Annotated in this window: 9 protein-coding genes; 4 read left to right on the top strand and 5 right to left on the bottom strand. The window is 69.6% G+C overall.

The genetic code is table 11. The features are described from left to right. The first annotated feature begins 182 nt into the window (after positions 1–182). The 3 genes from AOK15_RS35480 to fxsT (AOK15_RS35475) are packed head-to-tail and all read left to right on the top strand — an operon-like array spanning position 183 to position 5,456. Entirely contained in the window at positions 183–1,154 is a 972-nt protein-coding gene (locus tag AOK15_RS35480; protein ID WP_240508746.1) for a TIR-like protein FxsC, read from the top strand. After that, positions 1,111–1,521 (top strand): FxsC protein, encoded by a 411-nt coding sequence (fsxC, locus tag AOK15_RS47840; protein WP_338059944.1) that lies wholly within the window; start codon positions 1,111–1,113, stop codon positions 1,519–1,521. Before AOK15_RS35480 ends, fsxC begins: the two co-directional genes overlap by 44 nt. After that, complete coding sequence (gene fxsT / locus AOK15_RS35475) at positions 1,518–5,456, top strand: FxSxx-COOH system tetratricopeptide repeat protein (RefSeq protein WP_079058888.1); 3,939 nt, start codon at positions 1,518–1,520, stop codon at positions 5,454–5,456. Before fsxC ends, fxsT (AOK15_RS35475) begins: the two co-directional genes overlap by 4 nt. Positions 5,457–5,484: 28 nt before the next feature. Here the strand turns inward: fxsT (AOK15_RS35475) and AOK15_RS35470 are convergent, their stop codons facing one another. The 5 genes from AOK15_RS35470 to AOK15_RS44505 form a co-directional block, all read right to left on the bottom strand. Next, the gene (locus AOK15_RS35470) at positions 5,485–6,396 is read right to left on the bottom strand and encodes an alpha/beta fold hydrolase (protein ID WP_055522476.1); all 912 of its coding nucleotides are present in this window, start codon (positions 6,394–6,396) and stop codon (positions 5,485–5,487) included. Between the two features lie 206 nt (positions 6,397–6,602). After that, positions 6,603–7,874: an FxsB family cyclophane-forming radical SAM/SPASM peptide maturase gene (locus AOK15_RS35465; RefSeq protein ID WP_240508745.1), complete on the bottom strand. Its 1,272-nt coding sequence runs from the start codon at positions 7,872–7,874 to the stop codon at positions 6,603–6,605. Between the two features lie 66 nt (positions 7,875–7,940). After that, on the bottom strand, positions 7,941–11,921 hold the full coding sequence (fxsT, locus tag AOK15_RS35460) for an FxSxx-COOH system tetratricopeptide repeat protein (RefSeq protein WP_055522472.1): 3,981 nt from the start codon (positions 11,919–11,921) through the stop codon (positions 7,941–7,943). Next, the gene (locus AOK15_RS35455) at positions 11,918–13,207 is read right to left on the bottom strand and encodes a TIR-like protein FxsC (protein ID WP_055522470.1); all 1,290 of its coding nucleotides are present in this window, start codon (positions 13,205–13,207) and stop codon (positions 11,918–11,920) included. The genes fxsT (AOK15_RS35460) and AOK15_RS35455 overlap by 4 nt, the downstream gene beginning before the upstream one ends. A gap of 156 nt (positions 13,208–13,363) precedes the next feature. After that, entirely contained in the window at positions 13,364–13,528 is a 165-nt protein-coding gene (locus tag AOK15_RS44505; RefSeq protein WP_240508743.1) for an FXSXX-COOH protein, read from the bottom strand. Positions 13,529–13,880: 352 nt separating this feature from the next. Between AOK15_RS44505 and kstD the strand changes: the two genes are divergently transcribed. Then, complete coding sequence (gene kstD / locus AOK15_RS35450; RefSeq protein ID WP_055522468.1) at positions 13,881–15,683, top strand: 3-oxosteroid 1-dehydrogenase; 1,803 nt, start codon at positions 13,881–13,883, stop codon at positions 15,681–15,683. Positions 15,684–15,711: the final 28 nt, after the last annotated feature.

The raw sequence follows: 15,711 nt of genomic DNA, 5'->3' as shown, positions 1-15,711 counted from the left end.
GGGCGGGTCGTGCACATCGGTGTGCGTGACGCGGTCGACTCGGCAAGCAGTCTCATGTCCCGATATCGCAGATGATTGGCGTGAAACACGCCATCCGGCAGCCGGACGGGTCAGGCACATTGTTGGCTCCGGCCAGATGACTCTTCGGCGGGGGAACGAGGGCGTCCAGAGGCGGGGGGCATGTGAACACGTACGCACAGGGGCGGATCGTTCCGGACAAGAGGCCCTATTTCTTTCTGAGTTACGCCCATACGCCGTCCTCGGGGCCCGGTAGCGGCGACCCGAACCACTGGGTGCACACGCTCTTCAAGGACCTGTGCAAGGACATCCTTGAGCTCACCGCCATCGACGACAGCCCTGTGGGTTTCATCGACCGAGAGATGCGGTCAGGAGAGGGCTGGCCGGAGCAGCTCAGCCTTAATCTCGCGCACTGCCGGGTCTTCGTGCCGCTGTACTCCCCGCGTTACTTCAGCAGTCCGTACTGCGGTCGGGAGTGGTTCGCCTTCACCGACCGTATGCGCCAGGCACGGGACACGGGCGTCGGCGACATTCCGGCCATCGTGCCTGTGCTGTGGACCCGCGTCGACCTCAATCGGCTCCCGGAGTCGGTGCGTAACATCCAGGTCGAGCAGACGGCTTTCGGCGAGCGTTACCTGTCCCACGGAATCTACGGACTGATCAAGCTCAAGCGACTGCGGGACGAGTACGACGAGACCGTGCTGATGCTGGCCCAGCGCATCGTGCATATCGCCGAGGAGACACCGCTGCCTTCCAGCGACCCCCGCCCGTTCGAGTCGCTGCCGAGCGCCTTCCGGCCCTCGGGTGACGGGCCCCGCCGGATCCACGTCAGCGTGGCCGCACCCAACCGCCACACCGTTCCGGAACACCGTGGCAGCGGCCCCTACGGTGACAACGCCCTCAAGTGGAACCCCTATCACAACGAGTCGCAACGCCCGCTGCCCGTGCTGGCGGAGGAGCTGATCCGGTCGCTGGACTACCAGATCACCGTGTCCGACTTCGACGACTCGGACCCGGTCACCGCCGACCTCACCACGGGGGGGCGCCGACGCCGAACCCGGTACCGAATCCAGCCCGTCCGGCCATCCCGCGCTGCTGCTCGTCGACTGCTGGTCGATCCTCGACGAGGAACGTAGACGCAGACTCAAGGCCTTCGACTCCGCCGCCCAGCCCTGGGTGGCGGCGGTGGTGCCCTGGAACCGCGCGGACACCCCCTGCCAGGGTGACGAAGGACGGCAGGTCAAGGCCGAACTCGAGCGCACCCTCCCGTCGATCCTGGACCGCGGCCGCCGTACCGACTTCCGGATCGCCGTCAACGGCGTACCGACACTCAAGGCATTCACCGATGTGCTGCCGTCCGTCGTCGCACACCTGACCAGGCAGTACCTCAAGAAGGCCGAGGCGCACCCACCCGAGGGCCCGCACTTCGAGCAACCCCGGTTGAAGGGCCCCACCTACCCGCCGTACACCACCGCGGGTCCCGACCCCCGAGGAGAAGCATGACGGCCCGGCCCGGCGGACGCATCATCACCTTCTACTCGTACAAAGGCGGAACGGGCCGCACGATGGCCCTGGCCAACACGGCCTGGATCCTCGCGGCCAATGGCAAGCGCGTGCTGGCCGTCGACTGGGACCTGGAGGCGCCGGGCCTGCACCGGTTCTTCGAACCGTTCCTCGACCCCAACGCGCTGGCCGCGACCTCAGGCGTCATCGACATCATCACCGAGTACTCCTGGGCGGCCACCACGGGCGAACCCCGCCCCGGGCCCTGGCACCTGGACTACGCCCGTGTCGAGGACCACGCCGTCTCCCTCGAACCCGAGCGGTTCGGCCTGTCGTTCCCGGACGGCGGCACCCTCGACTTCCTGTCCGCCGGACGGCAGAACCGGGAGTACTCGGCGACCGTCTCCTCATTCGAGTGGGACAACTTCTACGAGCGACTCGGCGGCGGTCTGTTCCTGGACGCGCTGCGCGACGACATGAAGGCGTCGTACGACTACGTCTTCATCGACAGCCGCACGGGCCTGTCCGACAACGCGGACATCTGCACGATCCAGATGCCCGACGTGCTCGTCGACTGCTTCACACTCAGCGGCCAGGCGCTGGACGGCGCCGCCGCCGTCGCGCAGACCGTGGCCATGGGCTACCGCAAGCGGCGCATCCGGGTCCTGCCCGTGCCGATGCGGATCGACGAAGGCGAGAAGGAGAAGGTCGACGCGGGGCGAGCGCTGGCCCGGCTGAAGTTCGACGGGCTGCCCAAGGGGGTCGAAGGGCAGGAGCTGAGCCCGGAGGAGCAGACCACGTACTGGGGCACGGTGGAGATCCCCTATCGCCCGTACTACGCCTATGAGGAGACTCTCGCCACCGTCGGTGACAAGAGCGGCATCGCGAACTCCCTGCTGTCGGCCTTCGAACGGCTGACAGCGGTGCTCTCCGACGGCGAGGTCACCCAGTTGCCGCCGGTGCCCGAACCGGTACGGCTGCGTTGTCTGGAGGCGTTCACCCGGCAGTCGCCGGCGACGCGGACGGTGCAGGTCCTCGTGGCGTACGCGGCGGAGAACCGTATGTGGGCCGAGTGGACCGAAGGCGTGCTCAAACGGGCCGGCTGTCGGGTGGCCCTGCACGACGTGGCCACCGAACCCGGGGAGAGACCCGGCGCGGAGACCCGTGTGCTGTTCCTGCTGTCGCACGCCTTCCAGAAGTCCCGCAACGCGGAGTCGGTACGGCGCGTCCTCACCCACACTTTGCAGACCGCTCCCGCCTCCGTCTCCGCCCACGCGCGCGTGGACGACGTCCGGCCGACCGGCCACACCTCGGACCTGGTCGACCTGCACCGAATGGACGAGACGTCCGGCGCCAGAGCCCTCCTGGAGGCCCTGGGCCTACGGGCGGAGCCCGTGGCCACCGGAGCGTCCGACCCCCGTTTCCCGGGCCGGGCACCAGCCATCTGGAACGCTCCCCAGCGCAACACCACCTTCACCGGGCGCGGCGTCATCCTCGACGAACTACGGGAGCAGCTCCGCAGCGGCATGTCCGTCGTACTGCCGCGCCCTCAGGCCCTGTTCGGGCTCGGTGGCGTGGGCAAGACCCAGCTGGCGCTGGAGTACGTTCACCGGTTCATGGCCGACTACGACCTGGTGTGGTGGATCTCCGCCGAGCACGTCGACAACGTCGTGGACTCGCTCGCCCTGCTCGGCTCCAGGATCGGGGCACCCGGCGGCAACGACATGGCGCTGGCCAGCCAGGAAGCGGTACAGATGCTGGCCCGGGGAGTGCCGACCACGCGCTGGCTGCTGGTCTTCGACAACGCGGACGACCTCGCAGTGCTCTCGCCGTTCTTCCCGATGGGTGGCGGCGGGCACATCCTCGTCACCTCCCGTAACCAGGCCTGGGCCGACCGGGGTGCCTCACTGACGGTCGATGTGTTCCTGCGTCAGGAAAGCGTCGAACATCTCTCACTGCGTGCTCCCGGGCTGAGCGGCGAGGAGGCCGACCGGGTCGCGGAGACGGTCGGTGACCTGCCGCTGGCCGTGGAGCAGGCGGCGGCCTGGCTCGCCGAAACGGCCACCCCCGTGGAGGAGTACCTGCGCGAACTCACCGAGCAGACGACCCACGTCCTGGACCTCAACCAGCCCACCGACTACCCGATGACGGTGGCCGCGACGTGGAACATCTCGATCGCCCGCCTGGCGGAACGTTCCCCTGCCTCGGTGCGGCTGCTCCAGCTGTGCGCGTTCATGGCTCCCGAGCCGATCTCCTCCCGGCTGCTGTACAGCAAGGAGATGCGCGACGAGCTACGGAAGGTCGACCCCGCACTGCAGGAGAACCTGATGCTGGGCCGGGTGATCCGCGAGATTGCCCGTCTGGCCCTCGCCAAGGTCGACCGGGTCAGCAGCAGCGTGCAGATCCACCGTCTGGTCCAGGCCGTGATCCGCTCCCAGCTCACCAAGGACGAGCAGCGACGTGCCCGGCACGTCGTCCACACCGTCCTGGCGGGCGCCCGTCCCGACGTCGACGAGCCCACCGACGACCCCGGGACGTGGCCGCTGTTCGAGGCCATCTGGCCCCATCTGCGTCCCTCGGGCATCCGTGACTGCACCGAGGTCGAACCCCGCCGGCTGCTCATCGACCGCATCCGCTACCTCTGGAAGCGCGGCGCCTTCCCGGACGCCCAGCGACTGGCCGAGGAACTGCTGGCGCACTGGCGGCAGACGCTCGGCGAGAACGACCGGCAGCATCTGTACCTGCGGGGCCAGCTCGCCAACGTCCTGCGTTCCCAGGGGCGTTTCGTGGAGGCCAAGGCGATCGACGAGGGCCTCGTGGAACACCAGCGCCGTGTCCTCGGCCCGTCCGATGCCCACACGTACATCACCACCTCGTCCCTCGCCAGCGACTGCGCGGCCCTCGGCGAGTACCGCAACGCGGTGGAGCTGGCCCGCGACGCCCACCAGGGGTTCAGCGAGATCTTCCACGAGTCGCACCCGCGGACGCTGAGTGCCGCGAACAACCTCGCGCTGGCGTTGCGCATGGTCGGCCGCTACGACGACGCCCGGGACATCGACCAGGAGACCTACGGCCGCCGCAGGGACGTCCTCGGCCCCGACCACCCGTACACGCTGTCCTCGGCCACGAGCCTCGGCCGAGACCTGCGCGAGGTGGGCCGTTACACGGACTCGGTGGCCCTGCTGTCGGAGGCGTACGAGGCGCACAAACGGGTGCTGGGCAAGAACTTCCCCGGCACGCTCAGCTGCGCGAAGTCGCTGGCCGTGTCGCTGAGACGAGCGGGGGACTTCGAGAACGCGAAGCGGCTGACGCACGCGACCCGGGAGCAGTACCACAAGCAGTACGACGCCCATACCCCGGACTCGCTGGCCTGCGACCTGAACTGGGCGGCGGACCTGTATGCCGCCGACGAGCGTGAGGAGGCACGCAGGATCGCGCTGGCCGCGCTGGCCGAGTACGTGCGGGTGCCCGGGGAAGAGCATCCGTACACGCAGGCCGCGCTCAACAACCTCGGCGTCTACCACTGGGCCTGCGGGGACGCCGAGGAGGCTGACGCGGTGTTCCAGCGGGTGATGCACCGGATGGCGGACGTGCTGGGCGACCAGCATCCGCACACCCTCTTCTGCCAGGCCAACTACGCCAACATCTGCGCCGAACAGGGCCGGTACGAGGAGGCCTGGGCACTTGAGGAGCCGGCCCGGGCCGCGCTCCAGCAGGTACTGGGCTCGCACCATCCGGAGGCACTGGGCGTCGTCGCCAACTCCACCCTGACCCTACGGGGGCTCGGCCGGACCGAGGAGGCGGAGCGCCTGCGCGCGGAGACGATCGCGGAACTCACACGGCAGAACCGCCAGTTGGGCGAGGAGAACGGCATCTCCAACCTCGTCTCCCAGGAACGCCGGGTCTACCGCGATCTGGAGCCACTGGCAGTCTGACGGAGTTCCACGGGTGTGTCCCCACGGATCAGACCGGTGGTGTCATGGGCAGGGGTGCCCCCTTGAGGAGCCAGCTCAGCACCGTCGGCAGGGCCCGAAGCGAGGCGAAGTGGGCGGCGGCAGGTTCGAGGACGGCCGTGGCACGCGGGATCCGTTCGGCGAGCCACGACGAATGGGCCGCCGGGGAGAAGACGTCCTTCGCCCCGAACCAGAACAGCACGGGCACTCGGATCTCGCCGGGGTCGAAGCCCCAGGGCGAGGTCAACGCGAGCGCGTCGTCGAGCCATCCGTACGGGGAGAGCCGCACCGCCTCGTGGTAGTTGCGCAGCAGCATGGAGCGGATGCCGTTGTCGGAGACGATCAGACGGTCGTCGTCGGTGAGATCGGCGCGGAGGTCCTCCAGCAGGCGGGCGGGGTCGGAGCGGATGGCAGCGGAACGCGGGATCAGTCGGTCGGTGAAGCCCTGCGGGTCGGCGAGCAGCGAACGGAAGTCCCGCACGTTCGACGGCGCCATACCCGCGAACCAGTCCAGACCCGCCGCGTCACGGGGCGCGAGGGTGACCAGTGCCGCGGCCCTCGTCACCCGATGCGGCAGCCGGGCGGCGCACGCCAGGGCGTGCGGGGCGCCCCCGGAACGGCCCACCACCGCGAACCGGTCGACACCGAGTGCGTCGGCGACGACGGTCACGTCCTCCACCGCGTCCACGATGCGACGCCCCACTCGGCGGTCGGAGCCTCCGTAGCCGGGGCGGTCGTAGCTGATGAGTCGCGTCCCCCGCTGATAGAGGAACATCGGCCGTGGCCGGGGGCCGACGCGGCTGCCCGGCATGCCGTGGAAGAGAAAGACGGGTTGTCCTGCCGGATCCCCCGAGCACTCGACCCGCAGCAGGCGACCGTCGGGCGCCCGGATATGGTCCGGTGCCCGTGCAAGGTCATGCACAGCGCTCCCCCTCCCTCGGTCCGTCAGGACCGGGACCACGCTGCCCGGACCGTTCCCGTTCGGCCTTCCCGCGAAACGGTTCCAGCGCGTGACGTCGGCTCGGACGTCGGGCGACGCGCCTCATCCGGCCATGTGCACATCACGATGCCGACATCTCCTGTCTCGGCGCCCGCCACGGGTCGTGCGCCACACCCACCGCTGCCGCCTCACGTCCCTTTCACCCGCAACAATTTCGCCGCGTCGGGTGCGAGACGTCGGTGGATGTGGTCGACGAGCAATGCGAGATCGGCGCAGTAGACGGACGGAGCGGAGAAGGGGTGCTCCGCCTCCGGGTCGTAGCGGTGCGTGTACAGACCTCCGCCGCAGACGGGGGCGCGGAAGCAGCCCCGGCACACCGACCCCAGGCCGTCGAGGCCCAGCTGGCGGGCGCGGAATGCCGGGTGCGCCGCGGCATCGTCGAAGGTGTCCTGCGACACATGGAGTCCTGCCGCCGGGGCACCGTGATACGCGACCTTCAACGAGTCCACCTGCTCGATCGCCCCGTCGGTCTCCACCACCACGAGGTCGACCGGCGTCAGTCCCACCGCCTCGCTGCACGCTCTGCCCCCCAGCATGGGCGCCATGATCGCTTCGAAGAGCCGGATACGGGTCTCCCGTCGCGGGGCGTCGTACCAGCGGTCGAAGACGGTGCGCAGCCAGTCACCGTAGGGGGTGGATCGACCGTAGACCCCCTGCGGCGGCGGGGCTTCGGGTCGTACGGTTCCCTTCTCCAGGCCCGGCGGCGGAGTCTGCCAGGTGGCATGCGGCAGCAGCAGGTCGATCAGGGGTGGGGCGCACTCGATCAGCGCTTCATATGTCTCGACCGGGTCGGCGGTCATGTCGATCACACACAACAGTCCGGTGTAGAGCGGTCGGTAGGGACCGTCGGCGAGTTCCTTCAGGGCTCGGACGGTGTCGGCGTGACTGCCGCGCCCATCATGGTGGCGTCGGTGCCGGTCGTGGGAGGCCGCCGTGCCGTCCAGGCTGACCCCGATACGCACGCCGTACCGGTCGAGGACGGGAAGCAGCCGAGGATCCTCGGCGAGACGGAGCCCGTTGGTCTGCACGACCAGGCGCGGCGTCACGACCCCTTCGAGCGCGTCCACGAGCACCCCGAGCAGCGTCTCCAGATGATCCGGGCCGACCAACAGCGGCTCCCCACCGTGCAGGACCACGGTCACCTCGCGGAGCCCATGTCTTGCAGCGTGCTCAGCGATCAGCCGCCCCGTGCGCTCCGCCGTGGCCGCCGTCATCCGGCGGGGGCGCCCCCGCCAACTCTGGTCGGCGGCCTCGTACACGTAGCAGTAGTCGCAGGCCAGATTGCACCTGCTGTGGATCTTCAGGAGGAACTGCCGGAACGGGACCACCGGTTGACCACTGCCCGGCTCGGCGTGCTGGGAACTGGTGGCGCACATCGGCATCGGTCGCTCTGGGTTCACGGGAGAGGAAGGAAGCGTCCTGGGGAGTCGTCGTCTCACTCGACCGTCGCATCGAGCCACCACCGATCATGTGGTCGGCGGTTCGACGTCCGAGTCGAGCCGCTCTCCCGACAGGAGTCTGCGTGTCATGGGGTGGGCTTCGCCCAGCGTACTTCTCGCGCGGCGCACCGCCTCCTCCATCAGACGATCGGCCTCGTCCTGCTGACCCACGGTACGCAGACTCAGGGCAAGGTTGGCCGTGACCGCGATGGTGTCGTGGTGCTCGGGGCCCAGGACTTCGAGGCAGGCGTGCCGAGCCTTCCGCTCCAGTGCGCTCGCCTCCTGCGGGCGTCCGGCGGCCACCAGGTCGTTGGCGTGGTTGATCATGCAGCTCAGTGTGTACGGATGAGTCTCACCGACCGCGGCCTCAAGTCCGCGCAGGGCGCGCTCCGACAGTGCCAGCGCCTCTTCCCTGCGGCCCAGTAGACGCCGGTAGACGGACAGATTGGTGACGGCCACGAGCGTAGCGGGGTGTTCGACGCCCAGGTACGACTCCCAACGTTCCACAGCCTGCTCGGCCAGTTGTTCAGCGCGGTCGAGTCTGCCGAGGGCCGCCAGGTCACCGGCGAGACTGGATACCGCGGCCAGGGTGTCGGGATGGGCGGGGCCGTGCGCGTCGACATACCAGGCGTGGATGTCCTCATCCATCTCCAGGGCGCGTTCGTACTCGCCGGCTCTGCGCAGTGCCACCGCAAGGTTCTTGCGGGCACGCAGTGTACCGATGTGGTTCTCTCCGCAGGTCTGCTCGAACCCCCGCACGGTGACGTCCAGCAGCCGCAACGACTCGTCCAGCCGTCCGCTGTCCCGCAGGCCTCGGGCGTAGTTACTGGCGAAGATCAGGGTGTAGAGGCTGTCCGGGCCCCGTAGTCGGCTCTGCAACGTGTAGGCGTGCCGGTGGAGCTCCACAGCCGCGCGCCGGTCACCCGCCACATGCTCCGACACCGCGAGGTTGTTCATGGACATCAGGGTGCGCTGATGCTCCTCACCCAGCACGCGCCGGGCCGTCTCCAGGGTCGTCCGCTCCAGCACGCGAGCCTCCTGGTAAAGGCCCAGGGAACGCAGGTCGGCGCCGACGTTCCCGGCCACGGCCAGGGTGTGCTCGTACGCCGGCCCCTGGGTGGCGCGGAACCGCTCGAAGGTGTCCCGGTCTATGCGGTACGCGTCCACCAACTCGCCCTGTGCGCGCAGGATGTTGCCGAGCTGAGTGCGGAGCAGCAGGGTCTGGGGGTCGTCCTGATCACCGATTCCGGCTTGCTCCCAGGTGCTGAGGGTGCGTTCGGCGAGTTCACGGGCGGCCCCGTAAAGGCTGCGCTTCCAGAGGTAGCGCGTGGCGTCGGAGATCCAGCGCCGGACCTTGGGATCAGCGGTGCGGGCGGCGTCGGACGGCCACAGGTGCGGGATCAGCTCGGCGTAGCGACCCCAGTCGGCCGGTACGTCGGGGTCCTCGGGGCTGGCCTGGACGAGCGCCGAGTGCACGACACCGCGCACTCGAAGGGCTCGGTCCTCCGCCACCTGGTCCCGGATGACCGCTTGGACCAGCCGGTGCACGGTGACGCTCTCACTCGCGCTGTCGCTCCGCGCCAGTCCGAAGCGGTTGACCGCACGCACCGCGCGAGCGGCGGCGAACGCGTCGGCGGGCTCGCCCTCTCCCGGTGCCAGCGCCCGGGCAACAGGATCGCTGTAGAGCAGACGCATGGGAATCGGCTCGGGGCCGAGGAAGCAGCAGATCTCCAGAAGATCGGCCGCTGCCGGGTCGACACGGCGCAGGTCCTCCGCAGCGAGGCACCAGGTGGCGGCGGCGGAACGCGGATAGTCCCGCTCAGGCAGACGGGTGTCGCTCAGGACGGTGGTGAGCCGGTCCTTCAGAAGATCCAGATAGATGGCCACCGGCATGCTGCTCTCGCTGAGCCAAGCGGCGGCCTGGCCGACGGCCAGCGGTAGATCGGCGAGTTCCTCGGCCACCTGGTCGGCCTCCTGCTCGGCCAGGCCGGGGTTCAGGCGGTGCAGGAGTTCGGCGCTCTCACGTCGACGGAACACGTCGACATCGATGAGTTCCCCGCCGGGCACACGGGCGCGGTCGCGAGAGGTGAGCAGGACATGTCCGCCGACTGGCCCCTCGGGCAGCAGGTCGGCCAGCTCGTCAGGGCGTTCGGCGTTGTCGAAGATCAGGAGCCAGCGGTCGTAGGGCTCGCCCCGCCGCAGAGCCCGAAGCACCGCCTCGGCCGTGCGGTCGGCGTCGTCGCCGGCATCGATTCCGAGCCGGGGGGCGAGGTCGGCGAGAGCGGGTCGGATCAGGCCGCGCTGCTCGGCGGGGATCCACCAGATCACGTCGTAGGCAGCCTTGAAACGGTGGGCGTACTCGACGGCGAGTTGCGTCTTGCCCATGCCTCCCACTCCGCACAGGACGAGGGGCGGAGTCGCGGGCCCGGCGGTGAAGTGGTCGCGCAGCTCCTCGAGTACGGCGTCCCGTCCGGTGAAGGACGGGTTCCGTGCGGGCAGGCTCCACACGGCGGGTGACTCGCCGGGAAACGGCACGGTGACGGCCTCAAAGGCAGCGGACCCCTCACCGGTGGCCGAACCCGGGGGCGGGCCGACGGCCGCCAGCAGCCGACGGGCGGCGTCGGAGGCGGAGCAGAGGGTGAGGTCGGTGGCGAGCGAGACGCCGACGCCGCTCGGTGGGGCGCTCGCGGATCCCCGCACGCGCACCGCCACGGGAGCGCTGCGGGAGATGTCGCGCCATGACTCGTCCCGGGCTCCGCCGGTTCGGAACCAGTCCGGGTGGTCCGGTGAGAGCAGTGTCACGCGCCGGGCCCGCCGGTCGGTCTCCTCCTCGCGCTGTGTTCCGTCGGCCTGGGCGCGGGTGCTGTCGAGGGAGACCTCGTAGCCGACGGATGTCAGGTGGGCGAGGGCCCATTCCGCCCACATCCGGTCGGGCGGCGCGTAACTGACGCGAACACGCGACGGCGGCGTCCGGGAGCCGTACAGGTACGCCGCCTCGTACCGTTGCCGTACATCCGTGGGCAACGGCGCGAACGACGTCACGCGTCCCTCGGTGATCCACTTGGTGAGTCTTTCGAAGGCGCTGAGCAGGGAGCCCTCCCGGAAGGAACCATCACCCACGGTGGCCGGAATCTCGTCGTACGCGTAGAAGGACTTGTACGGGATCTCGACGTCGCCCCAGTAACGCTGGTGGCTCTCCGAAGGGAGCCATGAGAGGAACGGCGCGAAACGGTCCTGGGAGGAGGCCCGGCCCGCGTCGAGCCGTTCCCTCTGGTCGTACTGGACCCGCATCGGCACCGGGAGGATGCGGATGGGGCGCTGCGCGGACTCGGTCACGGATGAGGCGACATCGACGCCGCCGTTGATGCTCTGGAGGTTCAGAGCGAAGCCGTCCACCAGGATGTCGGGCATCAGGACCGTACAGATCCCAGAGATGTCGCTGACACCCGTTCGGCTGTCGATGAGCACGTAGTCGTACGCGGCCTTCATCTCCTCCCGCAGTACTTGGAGGAAGGAGCCGCCGCCCATGCGGTCGTAGAAGGCGTGCCAGTTGAAGCTGGTGACGGCGGCGGAATACGACACCGACTGCCGCCCGGCAGGAAGGAAATCCAGGCGGCCGGCGGGCGGCAGACTCGGATCGAGGCCCGTGGTGTAGGGGCCGAGACGGGCGCATTCCCGAAGCTCGGCCTCGCTCATCGGGGCGGGCCGCTGTGGGGCACCCGCGTCCTGCATCCGAGGGTCGGCCTCCCCGGCGCCCATCACCCGGCCCACATATGCCTGTACGAGGTTGATCAGACCGTCGGTGTCGCGCAGTTCGGGGTCGACGAGGAACGGCCGGAGATAGCGGTGCAGGCCGGGTGCCTCCAGGTCCCAGTCGACGAGCAGGACCCGAAGGCCGTTGCTCGCCATGATCCAGCCGACGTTGACGAGGGACATCGTCCGTCCCGTGCCACCCTTGTAGGAGTAAAAGGTGACGATCCGCCCGGTGTCCGGGTCCTGTGAGGTCATCGCCCCGGTCCTTCCGCCGGAAGGGCTGCTCGACGATCCACGTCTCTCGCACCGGGCTGAGCCGGCACGGTGAGGGCGGGCAGCGGAGGAGGCAGGGGTCCGACCGGCAGCCTGCGCGGAGTGGCGTTCTCCATCAACCGATTCTGGGACACCGTGACCATCACGGCCAGCCGGCTCTCGAACTGCTCCTTGCCCACCCGCACCCGGAACAGCGGGTCATAGGGGTCGTTGCGCCGCATCCAGTTGCGTTCGAAGACGTCACGCAGGTCTTCCCACAGGGCCTCGTCGCCGGACTCGTCGTCCGTGTTGTGGCAGGGCACGAGCACCCCGGTGGCGGGATGATGCCGCCTGTCGTAGTCGACGAGGGGGTGGCGATAGGGCACATCCCGTGCGGCCCAGGCATCCACCAGCAGCACGCTGGTCTGGTTGTTGCGCAGCGCCTCGTCGAGTTTGCTGCCGAGGTCGCGGTCGACGACTTCGAGGCTGGTTGTGCAGCCTTCGTCGATGATCACGCGCTGGGCACGGTGGGCGACTGTGGGGTGCAGAGGCGGGCGGTACGGCGTCCAGTCGAGTGGTGACGGGCCGTAGTACTCGCGCCGCAGCCTGTCGGCGGGCAGAGCGTCCTCGGCCCCGGCAGCCACGAACACACGGACATGCCCGGTGACGCGCTCGGCCGAATGGGCCGCGTCTCCTCCGAGGAAAGGGCTGCGCACGGTCGCCAGGTCGAGGTGCTCCACCCGGGGCAGCCGGAAACGCTCCGCGGCGTACCAGACCCGCTTCGCGACGAGGTGCAGCACCGTCCGGTAGGCATCGCCCGTGGGGTCGGTGCGCAGCAGGCCCATCAGCCCCTGCTCGGGGTACTCCTTACCCATCGCGGGTTCGTAGTACTGATAGCGGCTGATCTCCTCGGGCATTCCGCCGCGCAGGGGAACCCACAGCACCGGGATGAGCGCGGGTACGTCGAACTCGGTCTCTCCGCGGTAGGCGACCAGCCGCTCCTGGAAGGCCGCCCATTCCTTGCCGCAGTATGGGCTGTTCAGATAGGCGGGCGAACACAGCGCCACCAGGGCACGACAGTTGCCGACCTCCCGCCCGAGCATCCGTTCCCACGCGGTACCGAGTCCCATCCGTTCGACATCACGGAACGGTGTCTGACCGCCGCAGTCCGCGCCCAGGCGGTCCAGTTCCGCGACCAGGTCCTCGTAGAACCGACCCACGAAAGCGTCCTCACGGTCGTCCCGGCGCGCATAACTGAGAAAGAAGTACGGCTCCCGGTCCAAGGGCACCCCCCGCCACCCCACGTCCGGCTGCGGCGGATCCCGCGCCGGTAGGTGTACGCGGCTGTCATACCCATGCGGTCAGGGCGCTATGGCAGGACGAGGCATCCGTTCACACTTGGCCGAAACACAGGAGAACAGTGGAGCCGAAACGAAAGCCACGGGTCAGACGAGGGCAGAGGTGAACCCGGCGCAGGGTTCACTCGACGGATTCCGCACCTCCGCCGTCACTCCGGCGAACGCGGTTTCCGTTAGTTCCTCCAACGCCTCCGCGGGCAGCGCCGAGACATCCACCAGGAGTACGACGTATTCGGGAGCCGTCGGTTTCATCAGCAGCTTCACCTAACTTTGCGGGAGGTGCCTGACGCGCGCAGCCGAGCACCGCGAACGGGCACCCAAAGGGGCAGAGCCTGCGGCGGTCCGGTCGAGACAGCGCCGGAGATTCAACCATGCAGAGACAGCCGCATTGTTGTACAGCACGCTTCGACGAGCCGACCCGCTGTGCATGCGAAACGCAGACGCATTCTCGTACCGAACATCCTGCCCGACACATGCCTTGACTTCGCCATCCCCGCCCGTCAGATTCAAGGCTCCGCACCCCGCCCAGGGACACACGGCAGACGTGTGTCCGCCGGGCGAACAGCACGGCCACCCACCCCTTCACCAGGCTGGAGCGACCTGCATGTCCAAGAGCGCGGACCCCCACAGACGTACGACCGTTCCGGCCGCCGCCCCGTCGCGGCGGCGTGTGCTCGGGGCCGCCGCCGGGGCCGCCGTGGCGGCCGGGGGGCTCGGTGGTACGGCCGTCGCGGCGGAATCGGCTGCCGCCCCTCCCCTGCTCGGCACCTACGACGTCGTCGTCATCGGCTCCGGTGCCGCCGGGATGACCGCCGCGCTGACGGCGGCCAAGAAGGGGCTGAGCTGTGTCGTCGTGGAGAAGGCGCCGACCTTCGGGGGGTCGGCGGCCCGTTCCGGCGCGGGGATCTGGCTGCCCAACAACAGCGTCATCAAGGCCGCCGGTGTGCCCGACACCCCGGCCAAGGCCGCCCAGTACCTCGCGGCCGTGGTCGGCGACGACGTGCCGGCCGACCGGCAGAAGGCGTTCCTGGACCACGGCCCCGCCATGCTCTCCTTCGTCATGGCGAACAGCCCGCTCAGGTTCCGCTGGATGGAGGGGTACAGCGACTACTACCCGGAGCTGCCCGGCGGTCTGCCGAACGGCCGCTCCATCGAGCCGGACCAGCTCGACGGGAACGTGCTGGGCGCCGAACTCGCCCGGCTGAACCCGGCGTACCTGGCCACCCCGCCCGGCATGGTCGTCTTCAGCGCCGACTACAAGTGGCTCGCCCTGACAGCCGTGAGCGCCAAGGGGATCGCCGTCGCCACCGAGTGCCTCGCACGGGGGACCAAGGCCGCGCTGCTCGGGCAGAAGCCGCTCACCATGGGCCAGGCCCTGGCGGGCGGACTGCGGGCCGGGCTCCTCTCCGCCGGCGTTCCGGTGTGGCTCGACACCCCTCTCACCGACCTGCACATCGAGAACGGGACGGTCACTGGGGCCGTCGTCACCCGCGACGGCTCCCCCGGACTGCTGCGCGCCCGGCGCGGCGTCATCGTCGGCTCCGGCGGCTTCGAGCACAACGCCGCCATGCGCGAGCAGTACCAGGAGCAGCCCGTCGCCCACTGGTCCGTGGGCGCCAAGGAGAACACAGGCGACGGCATCCGCGCCGGGCAGCGCGCGGGCGCCGACGTGGCGCTGATGGACGACGCCTGGTGGGGACCGGCCATCGCCACACCGGGGCAGCCGTGGTTCTGCCTCGCCGAACGCACGCTCCCCGGTGGGCTGTTGGTCAACGCGGCGGGTGCCCGGTTCGTCAACGAGGCCGGGCCGTACAGCGATGTCGTCCACACGATGTACGAGCGCGACACCCCGGCCGCCCGGCACATCCCGGCCTGGCTGATCGTCGACCAGAACTACCGCAACCGGTACCTGTTCAAGGACATCGTGCCGACGTTCCCGTTCCCCGCCGAGTGGTACGACGCCGGGGCCGCCCACAAGGCGTGGTCGCTGGACGCGCTCGCCTCGGCGATCGGCGTTCCCGCGGGCGCGCTGCGCGCCACCGTCGACCGCTTCAACTCCCTGGCCCGGCAGGGCGACGACGCCGACTTCGGGCGTGGCGACAGCGCCTACGACCACTACTACACGGACCCGTCCGTGCAGCCCAACTCCTGTCTGGCGCCACTGTGGCTGCCGCCGTACTACGCCCTGCGCATCGTCCCCGGCGACCTCGGCACCAAGGGCGGGCTCCTCACCGACGCCCGCGCCCGCGTGCTGCGCCCGGACGGCTCGGTGATCCGCGGCCTGTACGCGGCGGGCAACGCCAGCGCCGCGGTGATGGGCCACAGTTACGCGGGAGCGGGCTCGACGATCGGGCCCGCGATGACCTTCGGTTACGTGGCGGCGCTGGATCTCGCGGGCGCCCTGTGAGCTCGGCGGCCGGGCCGCTCCGCGGGCG

Source organism: Streptomyces ossamyceticus, from assembly GCF_001418475.1.
Lineage (GTDB): Bacteria > Actinomycetota > Actinomycetes > Streptomycetales > Streptomycetaceae > Streptomyces > Streptomyces ossamyceticus.
Note: the sequence above shows the minus strand (reverse complement) of the source record. Positions and strands in the feature narration are given on the sequence as shown.

Coding starts and splice junctions, on each gene's coding strand:
- fxsT (WP_055522472.1), bottom strand. CDS start 11,921: ATGACCTCACAGGACCCGGACACCGGGCGGATCGTCACCTTTTACTCC.
- kstD (WP_055522468.1), top strand. CDS start 13,881: ATGTCCAAGAGCGCGGACCCCCACAGACGTACGACCGTTCCGGCCGCC.
- AOK15_RS44505 (WP_240508743.1), bottom strand. CDS start 13,528: ATGAAACCGACGGCTCCCGAATACGTCGTACTCCTGGTGGATGTCTCG.
- fxsT (WP_079058888.1), top strand. CDS start 1,518: ATGACGGCCCGGCCCGGCGGACGCATCATCACCTTCTACTCGTACAAA.